This window comes from Haloterrigena alkaliphila, assembly GCF_017352155.2.
Classification (GTDB): domain Archaea; phylum Halobacteriota; class Halobacteria; order Halobacteriales; family Natrialbaceae; genus Haloterrigena; species Haloterrigena alkaliphila.
Genome location: NZ_CP071462.1, coordinates 1,961,903 through 1,977,317, shown reverse-complemented (window position 1 = coordinate 1,977,317; position 15,415 = coordinate 1,961,903). Strand labels below are relative to the sequence as shown.

General features: G+C 57.0%; 12 protein-coding genes. 9 read left to right on the top strand and 3 right to left on the bottom strand.

Annotated features, from left to right (window positions below; translation table 11 throughout):
* Window positions 1–53 precede the first annotated feature (53 nt).
* Window positions 54–455, top strand: a complete 402-nt coding sequence (locus J0X25_RS28405) for a universal stress protein (RefSeq protein ID WP_207287224.1) — start codon at window positions 54–56, stop codon at window positions 453–455.
* A gap of 115 nt (window positions 456–570) precedes the next feature.
* Here the strand turns inward: J0X25_RS28405 and J0X25_RS28400 are convergent, their stop codons facing one another.
* Window positions 571–1,782: an NAD(P)/FAD-dependent oxidoreductase gene (locus J0X25_RS28400; protein WP_207287223.1), complete on the bottom strand. Its 1,212-nt coding sequence runs from the start codon at window positions 1,780–1,782 to the stop codon at window positions 571–573.
* A 508-nt stretch (window positions 1,783–2,290) separates the two neighbouring features.
* On the opposite strand from J0X25_RS28400, the gene J0X25_RS28395 reads away from it, so the two are divergent.
* The 6 genes from J0X25_RS28395 (at window position 2,291) to J0X25_RS28370 (ending at window position 12,028) form a co-directional block, all read left to right on the top strand.
* Complete coding sequence (locus J0X25_RS28395; protein ID WP_207287222.1) at window positions 2,291–3,340, top strand: tyrosine-type recombinase/integrase; 1,050 nt, start codon at window positions 2,291–2,293, stop codon at window positions 3,338–3,340.
* Window positions 3,315–7,793: a DEAD/DEAH box helicase gene (locus tag J0X25_RS28390; RefSeq protein ID WP_207287221.1), complete on the top strand. Its 4,479-nt coding sequence runs from the start codon at window positions 3,315–3,317 to the stop codon at window positions 7,791–7,793. Before J0X25_RS28395 ends, J0X25_RS28390 begins: the two co-directional genes overlap by 26 nt.
* Window positions 7,794–8,152: 359 nt before the next feature.
* Window positions 8,153–9,532 carry a PD-(D/E)XK nuclease family protein gene (locus tag J0X25_RS28385; protein ID WP_207287220.1) on the top strand — a complete coding sequence of 460 codons (1,380 nt, stop codon included), beginning with the start codon at window positions 8,153–8,155 and terminating at the stop codon, window positions 9,530–9,532.
* Window positions 9,533–10,127: 595 nt separating this feature from the next.
* Window positions 10,128–10,511, top strand: coding sequence for a hypothetical protein (locus tag J0X25_RS28380; protein ID WP_207287219.1), 384 nt, complete (start codon window positions 10,128–10,130; stop codon window positions 10,509–10,511).
* A 153-nt stretch (window positions 10,512–10,664) separates the two neighbouring features.
* On the top strand, window positions 10,665–11,006 hold the full coding sequence (locus J0X25_RS28375) for a DUF8158 family protein (RefSeq protein ID WP_207287218.1): 342 nt from the start codon (window positions 10,665–10,667) through the stop codon (window positions 11,004–11,006).
* Window positions 11,007–11,299: 293 nt separating this feature from the next.
* Window positions 11,300–12,028 (top strand): hypothetical protein, encoded by a 729-nt coding sequence (locus tag J0X25_RS28370; protein ID WP_226776965.1) that lies wholly within the window; start codon window positions 11,300–11,302, stop codon window positions 12,026–12,028.
* Window positions 12,029–12,061: 33 nt separating this feature from the next.
* Here J0X25_RS28370 and J0X25_RS28365 read toward each other — a convergent pair whose 3' ends face one another.
* Window positions 12,062–12,790, bottom strand: a complete 729-nt coding sequence (locus tag J0X25_RS28365) for a hypothetical protein (protein ID WP_207287216.1) — start codon at window positions 12,788–12,790, stop codon at window positions 12,062–12,064.
* A gap of 236 nt (window positions 12,791–13,026) precedes the next feature.
* Here J0X25_RS28365 and J0X25_RS28360 point away from each other — a divergent pair, with 236 nt between their 5' ends.
* Window positions 13,027–13,179, top strand: a complete 153-nt coding sequence (locus tag J0X25_RS28360; RefSeq protein ID WP_207287215.1) for a DUF7837 family putative zinc-binding protein — start codon at window positions 13,027–13,029, stop codon at window positions 13,177–13,179.
* 685 nt (window positions 13,180–13,864) lie between these two features.
* On the top strand, window positions 13,865–14,521 hold the full coding sequence (locus J0X25_RS28355) for a hypothetical protein (protein ID WP_207287214.1): 657 nt from the start codon (window positions 13,865–13,867) through the stop codon (window positions 14,519–14,521).
* A gap of 48 nt (window positions 14,522–14,569) precedes the next feature.
* Here the strand turns inward: J0X25_RS28355 and J0X25_RS28350 are convergent, their stop codons facing one another.
* Entirely contained in the window at window positions 14,570–15,061 is a 492-nt protein-coding gene (locus tag J0X25_RS28350; protein ID WP_207287213.1) for a YbaB/EbfC family nucleoid-associated protein, read from the bottom strand.
* Between the last annotated feature and the right edge of the window lie 354 nt (window positions 15,062–15,415).

The window sequence follows — 15,415 nt, the reverse complement described above, 5'->3', positions numbered from 1 at the left end:
AAGACGCCGTCGACGGCCCCACGATTATTGCATCTCTCGACGAACGACGTGGTATGTACGACCGCATTCTCGTCCCGACCGACGGCCGCGAGAGCACCGAACGGGCGATCGACGAAGCGATCGACCTCGCCGTCGAACACGGTGCGGCGCTCCACGCGCTCTACGTGGTCAATTCGGCCGCGATCGCCCCCGGAATCGACTTCGACGATCTCGAGGGAATCGGCCGAGAGGCGGTCGACTACGTCCGGGATCGCGCGACGGAGGCAGGAGTCGAGCGCGTCGACGGTGACGTCACTCACGGCCTCCGCCACAGCGCAATTCTGCAGTATGCCGACGACCGTGAGATCGATCTCGTCGTCATCGGTCGCCATCGAGAACTGGACCACCTCGTTCGCGGGAGCGTGTCGAAACGCGTCTCCGAGGAGGCGTCGGTTCCGGTGTTGATCGTCGAGTAACCGACCGCCCCGTCCGCGATTGGGAGCGAACCGCGCACGAACGAGCGATCCGCCGCCCCCGCGGTGTGTCGTCAGTGCGTTTTCAGGACGCGATGGAACAGGGCCGCGATGAGGGTCAGCCGTCCGGTTCACGTTCGGTAGCGTACTCCCACGAGTCGGTGTACGCACCGTAGAGCCGGCGGAGCATTCCGGCGTCGGCGACCAGTTCGAGCGCGGCCGACGGTCGCTTCGCGACGCGCCGCATCACGGTCGCGGGTCGGCGAGTGATATCCTCGATGGTGAGCCCCTCGAGCGCGTCCGCGACGGACGCCAGGAGGTCGGGGTCCTCGTGTTCGACCCACGCGCCGCGCATCAGCCGGGCGAGCCGGTACTCGGACCGCAGTAGGTCGTACAGCTTCCGCGGGTAGGCCGACTCGGTCCCGTTCGCGATCAGCGTCGCGGCGAGGTACGCCGATCTGATCCCCTGACAGATCCCCTCGCCCTGATACCGGTTGGCGATTCCGGCCGCGTCGCCGACGAGAAACACGTTCGCCTCGGGATCGTAGACGCGGTCGGGGTCGAGGCTGGGCCCCCTCGGGATGGTTGCGAGGTTCACGTCCGCCCGGTCGGGGACCGGGAACGCGTTCCGCTCGGCGGCGGCCTCGAGCGCGGCGACGTAGTCGTCGGGACGCCGATCGCCGGCCCAGCCGATGCCGACGTTCGCGTGGCCGTCGGACTTCGGGAACGCCCAGGCGTAGCCGACGTACCCCTCGAAGAAGATCCGGGGCCAGTTCGCGTAGGCCGAGAAGTCGCCCTCGACCGTCGCGTTGAGCGCGACCATGTCGCCGGTGTACTCGCGCGCGTCCCCGTTCGCTTTGAGCGTCAGGGACGGCTGACCCGACGCGTCGACGACGTAGTCGTACGATTCGATAATGTCAGCGTACTCGTCGGGCGAGACCGATCGCCCGGTCCGGAACTCGACGCCCCTGGCCTCCAGTTCCTCGGCCCACCGCCGTTCGACGACGGGGCGCTCGCAGATGTACCCCGGCTCGCACCGAACGTTCGATTTCGCGAGCGGCCGGGCGTCGCGCGATCGATCGGTCCCTTCGTACACGCGGAGCTGGAAGCCGTCGACGTCGTTGACGAATCCGTTTTCGGGCGTCTTCGGGAGCGGTATCAGCGTCGTATCGTTGATCGCCTCGCCACAGTCGACGCGTTTGTCGTCGTACTCTTGCCGTTCGTAGACGGTCACCCGGTCGAACTCCGCGATACGGAGCAGTCCCGTCGCCGCCGCGAGTCCGGAGACGGAGCCGCCGAGCACCGCCGCAGTCGACTGATTGTCGTCCATCGCTTGCTGTCCTTACCCGAAAGCAACCATGTCACCGCTAATGAACGTAACCGATACGACACCGGTCCGAGACAGTCACGGTCCGATACCGGTTTCGGTTCGCGAGCGACTCTCGCGAGTCCGGACGTGATCGAGTCCCCCTCCGCAGCGACTCTTGCGACTCGTCGACGAACTGTGCGCCGATGCAGCGAGGCGTCGGCACCAAAATCCGAAAGTGCTACACGGCTGCGCTGGACCAGTTGCTCGAGCCAAGCTACTGGCCACTCGACCCGAGGGGGACGCATTTCGTTCAGGTTCTGCGGGTGTGACGATTTGATTTGGAAGAATGGAACCCAGGCCACTAGACGAGCGAACTCGACGGTATCGGGCGTCTACGAACCGGTCAGAAACTGAGTGGGCCAACTCGGAAATGAGTCAGTACGAATATAGGTCCGTTCAGGCACTGAACGCTTCTGTAGACCCGGTTCAGTCGGGTGGTTTCCTTCAGGTTGGGATTCCGAGATAACCCATGTCCGAAGACGGAAACCACAATCTCGATCCGATCGATCCGAGTACCGCGCAGCAACTATACCTCGACCACAAAGCGTCCCAGGCGATGGAGAAGACGGTCCAGGGTCACCGATACCGAACGAACCACTTCGTCCGCTGGTGCGACGAGAAGGGGATCGACAATATGAACGACCTTACGGGGCGACACATTCACGAATACCGCCTCTGGCGAAAGGAAGACGGAGACCTGAACGCGGTCTCGCTCCAAACGCAGATGAGTACGATCCGAGTGTTCCTGCGCTGGTGTGGGTCTATCGAAGCAGTTGATCCGAACCTCTACACCAAAGTCATGGTCCCACAGGTCCCTACGGAGGAGCAACAACGGGACGAGTTGCTAGAAAAAGACCGAGCAGAGGAGATTCTGTCGTACCTCTCGAATTTCTCCTACGCGTCGATCAAACACGTTCTGCTCGCCCTGCTATGGGAGACGGGAATTCGGATCGGCGCTGCCAAATCACTCGATCTGCAGGATGTCGATCTAGAGGACGAGTTCTTGAGGTTTAGCCACCGACCGGAGACGGGAACACCGTTAAAAAATGGGACTGGTGGCGAACGGCTTGTGGCGATCTCACCAGGTTTAGCGATCTTACTGGAGGACTATATCGAAAATACGCGTCCTGATCAGACCGATGATACCGGGCGTGAACCCCTGTTGACGAGTCGTCAAGGACGACTCTCTAGGAGTAGCATGCGCCGCTATGTCTACAATATCACAGCACCCTGCTTCCTCGACGAGGAGTGTCCTGATTGTGCGGAGAGTACAGACGCGAAGTGCCCCGAAGCAGTGACTCCACACGCGGTTCGACGAGGGAGCATCACCCACTTTCTAACGAAGGATGTCCCAACCGAAGTCGTCGGGGATCGGATGGATGTCAGCCGAAAAATCCTAGATAAGCACTACGACCGACGATCAGAGGAGGTAAAGCTAGAGCAGCGGCGCTCGTATCTCGAATCCGCGAAACTGGACTCAATCAAATCCGATTATGACACCAAACCCGAACGAAGATAGAGATAGCGGGGACAAGGGCAAAGAGCCCATTAGTCCATCCAACGTCACGGAAGTAGTCCAGTTCAGTAGGTCAACACTGTTCACGGACCTGAAGTTCCTCTCCCGTGATGACAATCAACGCGGGGTACCCCCCGTCTCCGATGAGAAGTTAGTGGAGCCCGATTATGCTCCCGCGCCGGCGCTCACAACGCTTGGCGACAAGCACGAGGAACACGTCGTCGAGCAACTCGCCCCCATGGCCGGAGTTGTCCGCGTCTGGGAAGTTGCCGAGAACGCGCCCGACCTCTCCGGGCACCCAGACGCAGTCTGTGATCCCGACTTCAGTGACGACGAGATCATCGAGACCATCGAGCGCGTCGCCCGCGGAAGTACCCACGGCCCAGCCCTGCTCGTTAATCCCGACCTCAACGGTTGGATCGATGACTTCCCGATCAACAGCGAGGCCGACATCGTGGTCGTCTGGCCGGCGAAGCCCGACGACGACACTGACGCCGCTGTCCACATTCGGGCAATGGACGTGAAAGCGGGCGAAGAGAAGCCTCACCATCAGCTTCAGGCCGTTTTTTACTCGACGATCATCAACAAGATCCTCGACGAAGGGACGGATGTAGAGTACGATCTCACGGCAGGCATCATCGACGGCGACACTAGCATCAACTTTCTCGACTACGAGGAGCTGCCGTCGTTCAACCCAGCGTCCCGCCGCGAGGACATTCGGCGGTTGCTCGCCGAGGACGGCTTTCTCAACGAGGTGTTCGGCCGCGAGGACGTGCCGATGTTCGAGCTAGGAAAGGCCGCCCACGAATCCCAGTACGGCGAGTACTTCTACATCATCGCGGTCGAGCAGCAAGACATCAGTCTCCTCGGCCTGTCGCTGCCCGAACAGATGGCCTACCGCGAGCAAGACCTCCACACGCTCAAGGACGTCGCCGCACTCGTTGAGCAACCGGATGACCTGCGCCCCTACAATGACCTGCCTGCCGTCCGCGACGGCTACGAGGACGTGGTGCAGGAATTGAACGGTGACCTGCGTGTCTCCGAGAAGATGCAACTCACCGCCCAACGGGCGCAAGCCAAACTCGGCAAGCTCAACCCGTCCCACCCGCTCGCCAACCGCGAGGCCGGTTGGAAGGGGAAGGTCTGGCTGCAGGGCAGCGGCAAGGCCGACCTCCCAAACGACGACCCGCCGGACAGCTGGGATGTTGACCTGCCTATCCCGCAGGACTCGCTGATCCGTGTCTACCTCAATGTGGAGATGGACTACATCAACGAACGAACTCTAATGCTCAGTGCCGCCGTCGATTGCGGTCGGCTCCATCCCGACGACCCCGATGACGACTACGACCCTCGCAAGAACATCATCTCGTTCTCGACGGCCGTTGACAAAATCCCGGAAGACGAGAGCGAGTATGCCGACATTGAAGGTGAACGTCTTGAGACGTTTGCCGAGGCTGCATTCACGGCCATCGAACAGGTCGCTAGCGAGATCAACGTCGACAAAGAGGAAACCTCGTATCACTTCTACCTGCACAGCGAAGGAGAGCGGCGTTCCCTTACGGACGCCCTGCGGCGGCACGACGACCGCTACGCCTGCCGCATCCTACGGGATGTCCTCGACCTGCGCGGCGGCATCAAGGACTCGGTGCCGCACCTAGAGCAATCGATGGTCAGCGTCGTCCAGCCCGCGCTCAGGAACCACTGCGCGTTCGCCGATCCGGGCTACGGCATCCCGCACGCCCACGACCAAGTCGCTGGATACGACAAGGAGTTTTGGCAGCACACGCGGGCCGCGGACGACGAGACGGTCGACCTTCGTGACGAGTTCGCCTACCAGTTCATTACCCGTTCCGCCCCGGGTCGCAGGCGGGCAGACGGCTCCTTCGAGTTCGTCAGCGACAGCGAGGAGAGCCACGACGTCTACTATCCAACACGGGCGCGGAACCGCTCACAACTCCCTGTCGAGTACTTCTGGGGAGCCACGGATATTGACGTACCGTACGAGGAGTGGAAAGACACTGAAGAAGGATTCGAGGGGCTCTCCAATCGTTTCGTCTGGGTCGACTCCAGCGAGGAGGAACTCCCCATCTACAAGGGGGACATCGAGGAACTCGGCGAGCGGCTCGCGCTCGCTCTCCGCGACATTGAGCGGGATCTGAAGTTCTGCGGGAAAATACTCAATAAGGACAGCACCGTCGAGAAGCACCCGCTGCCGGCGAATCTGCCACGGCTCGAAGTAGAACTGGGCAACCGCGAGAGCCGTTCGCTGGCCGATTGCGGCAGTGATGTGGTCGACCTTGAACACGAGGCATCGCTCCGTGAACTCGAACGGCGGCGCGACAAGCCCGTCCTCGAACGCATCCGCACCGGGCGGGCGATCCCGGTCGTAGTCGAGTCCTTCGAGTCGGACGCCTGTGATGTCGTCGCAGAAATGGCCTACGACCACCGCGCCCTCGACGGCGAGAACCGCGAACTCCTTGAGCAGGCCTGCCGCGTCGATGGCCCGTTCGTCACCGCCTCAAAACTCTCGGCGGACTCCGGCGAACTGGCTGTCGACACCGACGAGTGGTCGGTCAGCAACGCGCCCCGGTTCAGCATCGAGAACCTCGACTGGGACGCCGGCATCATCCACCTTGAGGGGGCCAGCAAGATGTGGTGGCGCAACGACGAGTACGAACAGTGGTACCCGACGCCCCGCTTCGGCGAGCCCGCTGAGAACGGCTACGAGTGTACCATCAACGAGGGTGACCTGCTCCTGCTGGATGAGGACGACATGACCATCGGGGCCGCCCGCGCCAACCACGCGCTCAACGGCGCAGACGGCAACCAATTGTACGACCTGATAGAGTCCATCCGCACCGGCTCGTACACCCCCGCCGATCTCGTGACAAGCGGCTTCGACACCGCCGGCGTCGAGGACTTCCTTAACGACCTCGAGGAGGCGGCCGAGGCCAGCGACAACGATGAGTTCGTCGCGCCCAACAAGAAGCAGCGGGAGTTTATCGAGAAGACCGACGTCAACCTGAGTCTCTTGCAGGGCCCGCCCGGAACGGGGAAGACAAAGGGATCGCTCGCACCGGGCTTGCTCTCCCGCGCCAGCAGCCGCCTCGCCAACGAGGAACCGTTCAATGGGCTCATCGCTGCGCCCACGCACACCGCCATCGACGAGGTACTGGATGAAACCGTCCACCTCCACGAGTGGTGCCTCAACGAAGACGTCGGTGATGTCGAGGGTGTTCAGCTCGTCCGCCTCGACAAGAACCCGTCGGACGGCGGGAACGACGACGTACGGTACCTCGACACCAGCAACAGCAGCGACATGAGCTGGCTCGTCCGGGCGCTCTGGACCGCCAAACTCGACGACGTGCGGTCGGTCATCGTGTTCGCCACGCCACAGTCCGTCTTCAAGCTCACCAAGCAACTCTACGACGGCAACGAAGCTCCATCCGCAGCCTACAGTACCTCGCCCCAGTTGTTCAGCTTGCTGGCCGTTGACGAGGCGTCCATGATGACGCTTCCACAGCTGTTCATGGCGAGCCCACTCATCACGGAGGACGCCCAGACGGTCATCGCGGGCGACCATCGACAGATGCCGCCGGTACAGCAACGCGGGTGGATCGACGAGGATCGCACGCCTACGATCCAGTCGGCGGCGTTCCTCTCGGCGCTGAACTTCTGCCGGTACCTGCGCGGCGATGACGTCGAGCGGCTCAAGCGGCACGACCTCTTCGACGAGGACTCGCCGGAGGCAGATGGCATCGAGTTCACGCGGCTGCGGAAGACGTATCGCTGCCACCTCGACGTCACGGAGTTCCTCCGCCGCTGGATGTACGAGCAGGACGGCATCAAATACGTCTCCGACGTGGACTCGACGCTGGAGACCGCCGACGGCGACGTGCCCGACGCGCTACATCCCGTCTTCGAGGAGTCGCCGCTGATCCTCATCACGCACGATGATCGCGGCAGTCAGCAGCGCAACGAGACGGAAGCCAACCTCGTCAGTCGGCTCTGCGAGTTGGTACCGGGCGAGGAGGGCGTCGGCGTCGTCACCCCACACAATGCGCAGAAGGCCCTCATTGGGGCCCGCACCGGCGACAACGTGGACGTGGACACTGTCGAGCGGTTCCAAGGCGATGAGCGTGAGTGCATCGTCGTCTCCGCCGCCGTCAGCGACCCCTCCTACCTCGACCTCGAGAGTGACTTTATCATGAATCCGAACCGACTCAACGTCGCGCTTTCACGGATGAAGAAAAAGCTCGTCGTAGTCGCTCCCGAGTCGCTGTTCGAACTGGTTCCGCAGGAGAAGGATGCCTATCAGGACGCCCAAATCTGGAAGGGCTTGCACGCGACAGCCACCAAGGGTGGCCCCGCCACGACCGGCGAGGGTGAGACCACGGGCACGATATTCCGTGTTTACACGTTTGACGGCTACGAGGAGGTGTCCAGCGACAACTGAGGGTAGGTAAACGATGTTATGACTGAGAAGAGACGCCGTCACGGCGATGCTAACGTTCAGGGCCCACTGATCGATCCACTCGCATTACTGGTTTCTTTATCCAGAGCAGAGTGGAAGATTCGTGATCAGTATAGAAGAGAGGGGCCCTGTTGAAACCCTCAATTGCTGATAGTTTTCAGCAACAGTGCTGAATACAGAGCTTGTACGCAACACTTGGTTCCTACGTATTCCAGCTGAAGAGATCTAATCCAAACTTTGTACGGGGATATGAATGTAGTACCCGATTGGAAGGGAAGGATCTATGCAGTGATTGCCATCCAGGAGTAGTTTAATGGAAGTCACGAAGGATGTGGGCAGGTATGGGAGAGGATATTTTAGAGTTGGATACAGAGCGGATAGAGGACTTCATCGACCGGTATCTGGAACTCGATCGCCGAGCTCAACAGCCGTATGGCGTATTTTCATTTCTATCCGGGCGACGGGAGAAGAAGTATCAACAGACGCTTAAGTATTTCCTGGATCCACACAAGCCCCACGGCTTCGGGGACACCTTCCTAGAAGTGTTCTTAGAGGTTGTTGACGTCCCCGAGTTGAACGTTGCAGCCCAATACGTCGAGATTGAGGAAGAGGTACATATCGCAGACGAGAGCTCGGATAGCCGTATAGACCTCGTTATCTGTGGTGGGCAAGCCCTAGACGACCACCCAGACTGGGCGGTATTCTTGGAGTTGAAAGTCGGCGCCGACGAGAACGAGAATCAGACACCAACATACACCGCAGCAGACAGCTGGCAATTCACATGGTTCGACACAACCGAAATCAATGTCGACGAACTTGACGAGGCAACCTATGTCTACGTGAAGAAGGCGGTAGCAGAACCCCCTGAAGACGACGAATTTGACGCGGTTGATTGGGCGGCGATCGCAAAAACGTTCGAGCATCGACTCCAAGGCTCGCTGTTCCAGTATCCGAACCGGAGCGTCATTCAGTTCACTGATTTCATCCAATCGCTACAGGAGACCGAGAACATGGACTCACCATTCAAAGAAGACGAACTCACCGAACGCCTCAAACTATACTTCGAATACGATGACGTCATCCAACAAGTGGAACAAGCGCACAGACAATTCGAGAACGATTTCGACGACGTCAGCAAATACCTCACAGCTCAGTGGGCGGATAAAATCCGGGACCGGTTCCGTGTGACGGGGTCCGGGTGGAAGATTCGGTCTAATGACAGCCCGAAGTGGCAGGGATTGATGCCAGAATACTGGGATCAGGATCCGTTTGGCTGGGACAGTACAATCGCACTGTACTTCCGGATCCCATCTACGACCGAGCAACTGCGAAACCAGGAACTCTCGTTCCGGTTGCGGCTGCCACCGCAGCGCAAAGTCCACAAGCAAACCTTCGAAGGAGACGGGTCGTTTAATGCCGTGTTCACCGAGAAGTGTACGGGAGAGTATGAGGATGAAATCCGTGGAGAACTAGAGAAACTGGATGTGGACGAGATTAACCTGGAGAGGGCCTCCTCGCTGTTCACAAAGAACTACGACCTCGATCCAGAGAACTTGGTCTCGTCTTATTTCGTCCAAGTTACTACTGCCGTTGACGAGTTTTGCAGTGAGAGCCCCCAGTTGCTGACGCTCATGAACTCGGTCTTTGAAGAATCGTACGAGGACGTGTTTGGTGAACCACCGGCGGGTGAGTTCTCAGGTAGTCTGTCGAAACGGGAGTAATTTCGATTCTCAGCGGAAATGCTGGAAAACCACAAAACTTGATGAACATCCACCGTTGTTATATGAAGGGTAGTCGGGAAAGGGTTCCTTCACCCTGTTGAATATGCGCTCTGTATTCAGCACACCTCTCTTGTCAGGTAGTGAGGGTTTCAACAGAGCCAAGAGAGAGGTAACGGTCAGTGCAGTAGAGTGCTTAGCCGAGGAACTTCCGTTCGGCCACACTCACACCTGAAAGTGTCTTCCCGATCCCGAATGAGAGAGTGAGGAAGTCCGAAACCTCTGAGCTTGGTTCTACATCGTAATCGATAACGGATTGAGTATTGGCAATCCATCCCTGAAAGCCAGGAAGTTCCTTCGGACTGAACAGTTCTGGCACATATGCCCGTTCAACTTCTTGAGGACCGAACGTTGATTATCCAAGCCCCTCATCTCATCAACAGGATATAGTATGTCAGCTTGTACTAATTGCGGTGAACACTTAGACGGTAAAGCACGCTGCGAGAAATGCCTCACGTTCGACACAGAGACTTTCCACAAACTACTGGATAGAGATTACCGCAATACTTCAATTAGCGATCCAGACGAGGCAAAACATGTGAAAAAAGACACCTTCCGCGAGAAGGTGAAACTACTCTATCCGCGTTTGGAACGGATTGCGATAAATGGTGACAAAGCCACCTATGATGAGATTTCAGACGACCTGGGCCTTTTCACACGAGGGTATTACCTTCGGGCAGTCGGCTTCGTCGAGACGCATGATGGTCGGCCAATTCTCCCGAGTATCGTTGTTCGGAGAGAAGACGGAGTGAAAACGTTCCCCAAAGATGGGTATTTCACGATGATTCGATCGCTGGAATTGGGGCCGGACGATATTGAGGAGTGGGATGAAGAACGTCAAAAGGAGTGGTGGGAACCGAAACTGGAGGAAGTACATTCGTTCTGGGAAGATCAGGACTACACACCCCCAAAGTCGTATTGACACAACCGTCAGCGGTTAATACGCAGAACTACCGACCAGTGGATGAGAATGTGAGTCACTTGGCGCTGAAGTGAGTCAGAGAATCCAGTTCTCCCAATTAAGGTGTGAAATTAACTAGCTGTACTTTTGTCTTTGAGGGAAGAAAGTTAGGATATGTCCTTCGACGGGGATTATCGTGTCCAAGAAAACACAGAAGACCCCGATCATCCATCGATTGACGATGTAGTCGAACTTACGTTAAAACGAGCAACCTCTCCCCGATCGGAAGATCACCCAGGTCGGCATTTTGATCTCTACGTCTACGATGCTGTCGATAAGTTTGGGGAATCTTCGGTCGAAGACTGCGTACGGCTTTCTCTTACTGAAGGACTCACCCACCGATCGGCAGGTGCTGAGGCCTTTGGAGCGGATTATTACGTATGGGGTATTAATGTTGGTGTGGCTGCTGGGGCGTATCTTCGAGAACTCCTCAGAGAACCAAACTTCGAATCGTAATCCAGGTGAACTTGTAACGCAGTCTGAACGGGATTAGATGATGTTGAACAGCGAACAGGATCAAATCAGGTAGAGTGAGAACGTTCTCATCAACTGATCGGACTTATAGATAATATCCCAAAGAAGATCCACATGAATAAGCAGATTCCACTGATTCCTCTCATTGGTATCTATATCTATCACTTGGACTTCCATCTAGCAAAGAGAATATGATACCCGTTCTAGCAGGCGCCGTCGCACTGACAGGTGCGCTCGCAGTCGGGGCCAGCGCAACCAAGTCAAAAGTAGATGACGTGAAATCAGGAGACAGCGAATCTGCCGAGAACGTTCAAATCACAATTCAACCAGACGAATCGACCGAACTGGGCGATCCAGAATCTGATAGGTTGGAATCAATTGGTAAGAGTGCGGTCAACGCAGGAACAGCAACTTCGGCCTGTACGGCAGCGGCTGAACGGGCAGGTGTGGATCGGTATGCCGAGGCCGAGCTTGCGGAGCAGATGCATGCCAAGGCGTACGCACGTGATATCGGAGGAACCATCGTAGAGGAGGAGACTTCCGTATTCACTCCTGACGGTGGGGTCGACAGGATGATCAAAGGGCCGGCAGGCGAGAAGACGGTGCAGGTGAAGCATTATTCCGACTCTCTCGGCGAATCGGTTCTCGAGCAGTATTCCGATGTCGACGTAATCGCAACCACGAATGGCCTCAAGGATGGCGTTGATCCGGCTGAATACGGAATCGATGTGGTTACGATCGACGATTGGTCGGTGATCCAACGGATGAAACTGTCGGGGACTCGGATCAAACGTGGTGCAACTAAGCCTATAACCAGTGCTGCGTCGCGGATCGGTACCGCAACGAAGACGGTTGCAGGACGCGCTGCTGCCGCTGCAAGGACCGGGGTATCTGGATTTCTCCGCCTCTCACTGGGCAAACAACTCCTTATTGCCTCTGTCCTAATCGTCGTCGTCGGCGGGATCGTGTATTTCCTCTGGAAACGGTCCCAAGACGACGATTAGAACCGATCCCTGACGATACTCTTCAGTAAATAGTTAGACTAACTCCTCGTCAAGGACGCGTTTGATGACCGTTGTTTTCGGCTGCTTCTCAACCTCTTCTTCGAGATTCCGTGATAGTTGGAACTGGTCACCAAGTGTTTCATCCTGGTCCTGTGCGATTTTCCCCCACCACTCGTCCTCGTCATCCGCCAGCACGAAGAGAAAGGTCCGCACCCGGTCCTTCTCTGTTTCCTCATCAAGGATTCGATTATACTTATATACTTGCCCCAGAACCTTGTTTTTTGGAAGGTTACCTGCAATCTTTGTCTCGATCAGATAGCAACTGTTGGACGGAACATGTTCAACGTACAGATCGAACTGCGTCCGGGTATGGTCGTGGACACGGTGCTCACGGTATACCTTATAGTCGTCCCCGAACTCGTTGCGAAGCGCCCCATACATCTGCATGGATACCATGACTTCCTTCGGCCGGTGATGCCCACAGATCGAGGTCTTCTGGAGTATATGTCTGATCCGAGTTTCCGGTAGATACGGGCTTACGCGGAGAACCTCGTCGTGGATCTGCCGGACGATTTGCTCAAACGAGTAATCCCCGTCCTCCACGGAACTTCTCGCAGAATCGCGGATACGCTTGGAAAAGGCTGTCTTTGCTTTTTCAGGTGGATCCACCTCACACCAGTCACATCGGCGGCGAATCGCCCGTAGCTCGCTTTTATCAAGTGTGTCAAGAACCCGGTACAGCCCGTGCCATGGACTCGCCATACAAATCCAGCCCGCAGTGCATCAGTATAGCTCTGTGGAAACTCGTCTCCACAGGACTATTTGAGTTCGTAGGATATCCTGGACTCCCTTGAAGGATAAACTCTGACACTATCAGCCGCGTAGTTTCAGTTTCACCGCGGTTGGATCGGCTATATACGAATCTGGGAGCTATACTGGAAGTAGAGTGAGCATCCTTTCCATCCTGTCACAGTCACACGCTCCCTCTCCCCTAATCTATGTCCACGACGAATCCATCATCTCTCGGTACGTGCCCGTTCTGCCACGCCGCGATCACGACGATCGATGTGATCCTCGAGTACGAGACCGAGACGGGACCGGCAGTATACGCGGAGTGCCCCGAGTGCCGCGACGTCGTGAACCCGGAGTGATCTCGTATCCATGAAATGTATGGACCGGCTCCTATCCTGGACAGACCGGACAGAAGTCGTGTACGAGTGCCGACGGTGCGGAACCTCTGTCGATAGCGATACTACTACCTGTCCCGCATGTGGTGCAGACGCGGTCGTCCAGCACCAGATATCCTGACCGATGGCAGAGGAATACGAGCAACTCCTGGACATCGTAGCTGAAAACCCGCCCTGGCGGCACTGCCACCCGTCATGGCCGGGCAATTTGTAGCTGCCGCAGTGGCAGAACATCGGTTCGATCGTGTGCTGGACGCTGTGACGTTCGGCGAATCGGTCAGCGCGATCGTGAACGGTCATCGGCACCGCGTCGATACGCACCCTGTGGATAAACGTAATATAAACTAGCAGACTGTTCCAGTGATTCGCTCCGCCTGTGGTGGATCGCCGTTGATGTGGTAGTCCGAACGCTCGGACATCGTGGTTCTCGCCACATCCTCGCGGAACAGATAGGGTGTGGGATTCTGATCCGGTATCGTGGCCGGTGGAGCAGTTTCTCCCGCCGTATATCCTCATCTAGAGTTCGCCAGTCTACCCGCTACACTACTTCTTTCTATCCTTTCCTTAGATTCCCTTCTCTGATGTAAGAGTGGGCAATTCTAGGAAAGTATTATAGGGATGGGGAGAATTGTTTCGGATGGGTTCAGCCATGACACAGCCATCAGACGTTCCAGATGACCTCGACCGTGAACAGATCAAGGAATACATGAAGAATCTCCCAGAAGAGGAGCGAGAAGAACTCCTGATGGAAGTGCAGACCGATGATGTCTATCCTGTCGTCAACTGGGCACCGAATCCTGCAGCCGTCAAGGCTACGTTCAACTTCATTTTAGACAACGGGACGGTCACCTATGAGGAGTTGCGGCAGCATCTCGTTGATCTAGGGTACGCCGATACGGACGAAGGGAAGTACAACTTCGGTATTGTCTCGGTCGAAGACGACGATCCGATCTTCAATACTACCGGTGGGCAGGAGGCCGACACCGAGATTTCGCTGACACCAATCGGCGAAGAGATTGCCAGTGTATTCGACGATCGTATGGATCTACGGCCTGTCGAACGGGCATTGCTGTTCGGTCTCCAGCCCTACGGTAGCGGGTTCGCGTACCTATCTTTGCTAGAGGAACACCGTGAAGACGGTATCCTTCGTCAGGACCTAGAAGACGCGATGATCGACCAGTACAGCGGTTCAGGGAAATATTTCACCGGCTACTATACCTCCTGGTTCTCGAAACTCGGGTTGCTCGAGAAAGAGCAAGTCGGCCGGAAGAAGAAGTTCCATCCGGACTTCCCCGAAGCCTGGTAAAACCCAGTCAGCTCATCTGTACGGGTGGGATCCGTTTAGACTACTGCCTTACTCGGGATGTGTTCCGTGCTGGTAGACGTAGGCAGGTTGGTAGCTGTAGTCCTCATCGAGCGGCGTACCATCAGAGAGTTTGTGAAGCTCCGTGAAATGAAACGGTTCCTCGAGTGCCCTACAGTCTTCTACGAGGTAGTTGGTTCGATCAAGCCGAGCATAGCCTTCAGGCGGTGAATTGTGCTGGCTATACGTATCATCGTCCGACACGAGGTCTTCCAGCCGTTCTGCTTCAGGATCCTCCGGTTCCGGGTCGATGACGATTGATGTGATCTCCCCACGGTGTGTGATCATCCCCTCTCTATCGCGGGTGGCGTAATAGAGCGGCATCGATCCATGTTTCTTGACGCCGACCTCGGCTGCTCGCCAAACCTTTGATGCACGGTGAGTTACCTCGCCAAGTTCAACGGCCTCCTCGAGTCGAGTAGGGTAATTCCGGCTAAATATCGCTGCATTCGTCGTGTTACGAACCTTGCGCTGAACAGACATTAGTTGTGACAATAAATACGAGTTTCATAATCTTACTGGGCAAACTACTGGTTTGCCCTGTCCGAACAGTGAGACATCAACTGAAATTACTGTGACTGTCCATCGCTTCTGCGATCTTCAACTCGGCATCCCGGATGACCTCTTCCCGGTTCTGCTCAAGGCTCCGGAACAGATCGTGCTGCTTCTCCTTCCGCTTCTTGATCACATCGTAGAACACGGTCGCATACCCAGTGATGATGTAGATAGCGCGGAAACTGCGGCCATCCGGTGTCAGATAACGTTCCTCGATGAAGTTCCGCTACACTGTGTTCATCCGTTTCCGGATGTGCTTCGTCCGATCGAACCCCCTTGATC

Excerpts from the sequence above, each read along its gene's own strand:
- J0X25_RS28405 (WP_207287224.1), top strand. The coding sequence starts at position 54 with ATGTACGACCGCATTCTCGTCCCGACCGACGGCCGCGAGAGCACCGAA.
- J0X25_RS28400 (WP_207287223.1), bottom strand. The coding sequence starts at position 1,782 with ATGGACGACAATCAGTCGACTGCGGCGGTGCTCGGCGGCTCCGTCTCC.
- J0X25_RS28395 (WP_207287222.1), top strand. The coding sequence starts at position 2,291 with ATGTCCGAAGACGGAAACCACAATCTCGATCCGATCGATCCGAGTACC.
- J0X25_RS28390 (WP_207287221.1), top strand. The coding sequence starts at position 3,315 with ATGACACCAAACCCGAACGAAGATAGAGATAGCGGGGACAAGGGCAAA.
- J0X25_RS28385 (WP_207287220.1), top strand. The coding sequence starts at position 8,153 with ATGGGAGAGGATATTTTAGAGTTGGATACAGAGCGGATAGAGGACTTC.
- J0X25_RS28375 (WP_207287218.1), top strand. The coding sequence starts at position 10,665 with ATGTCCTTCGACGGGGATTATCGTGTCCAAGAAAACACAGAAGACCCC.
- J0X25_RS28365 (WP_207287216.1), bottom strand. The coding sequence starts at position 12,790 with ATGGCGAGTCCATGGCACGGGCTGTACCGGGTTCTTGACACACTTGAT.
- J0X25_RS28360 (WP_207287215.1), top strand. The coding sequence starts at position 13,027 with ATGTCCACGACGAATCCATCATCTCTCGGTACGTGCCCGTTCTGCCAC.
- J0X25_RS28355 (WP_207287214.1), top strand. The coding sequence starts at position 13,865 with ATGACACAGCCATCAGACGTTCCAGATGACCTCGACCGTGAACAGATC.
- J0X25_RS28350 (WP_207287213.1), bottom strand. The coding sequence starts at position 15,061 with ATGTCTGTTCAGCGCAAGGTTCGTAACACGACGAATGCAGCGATATTT.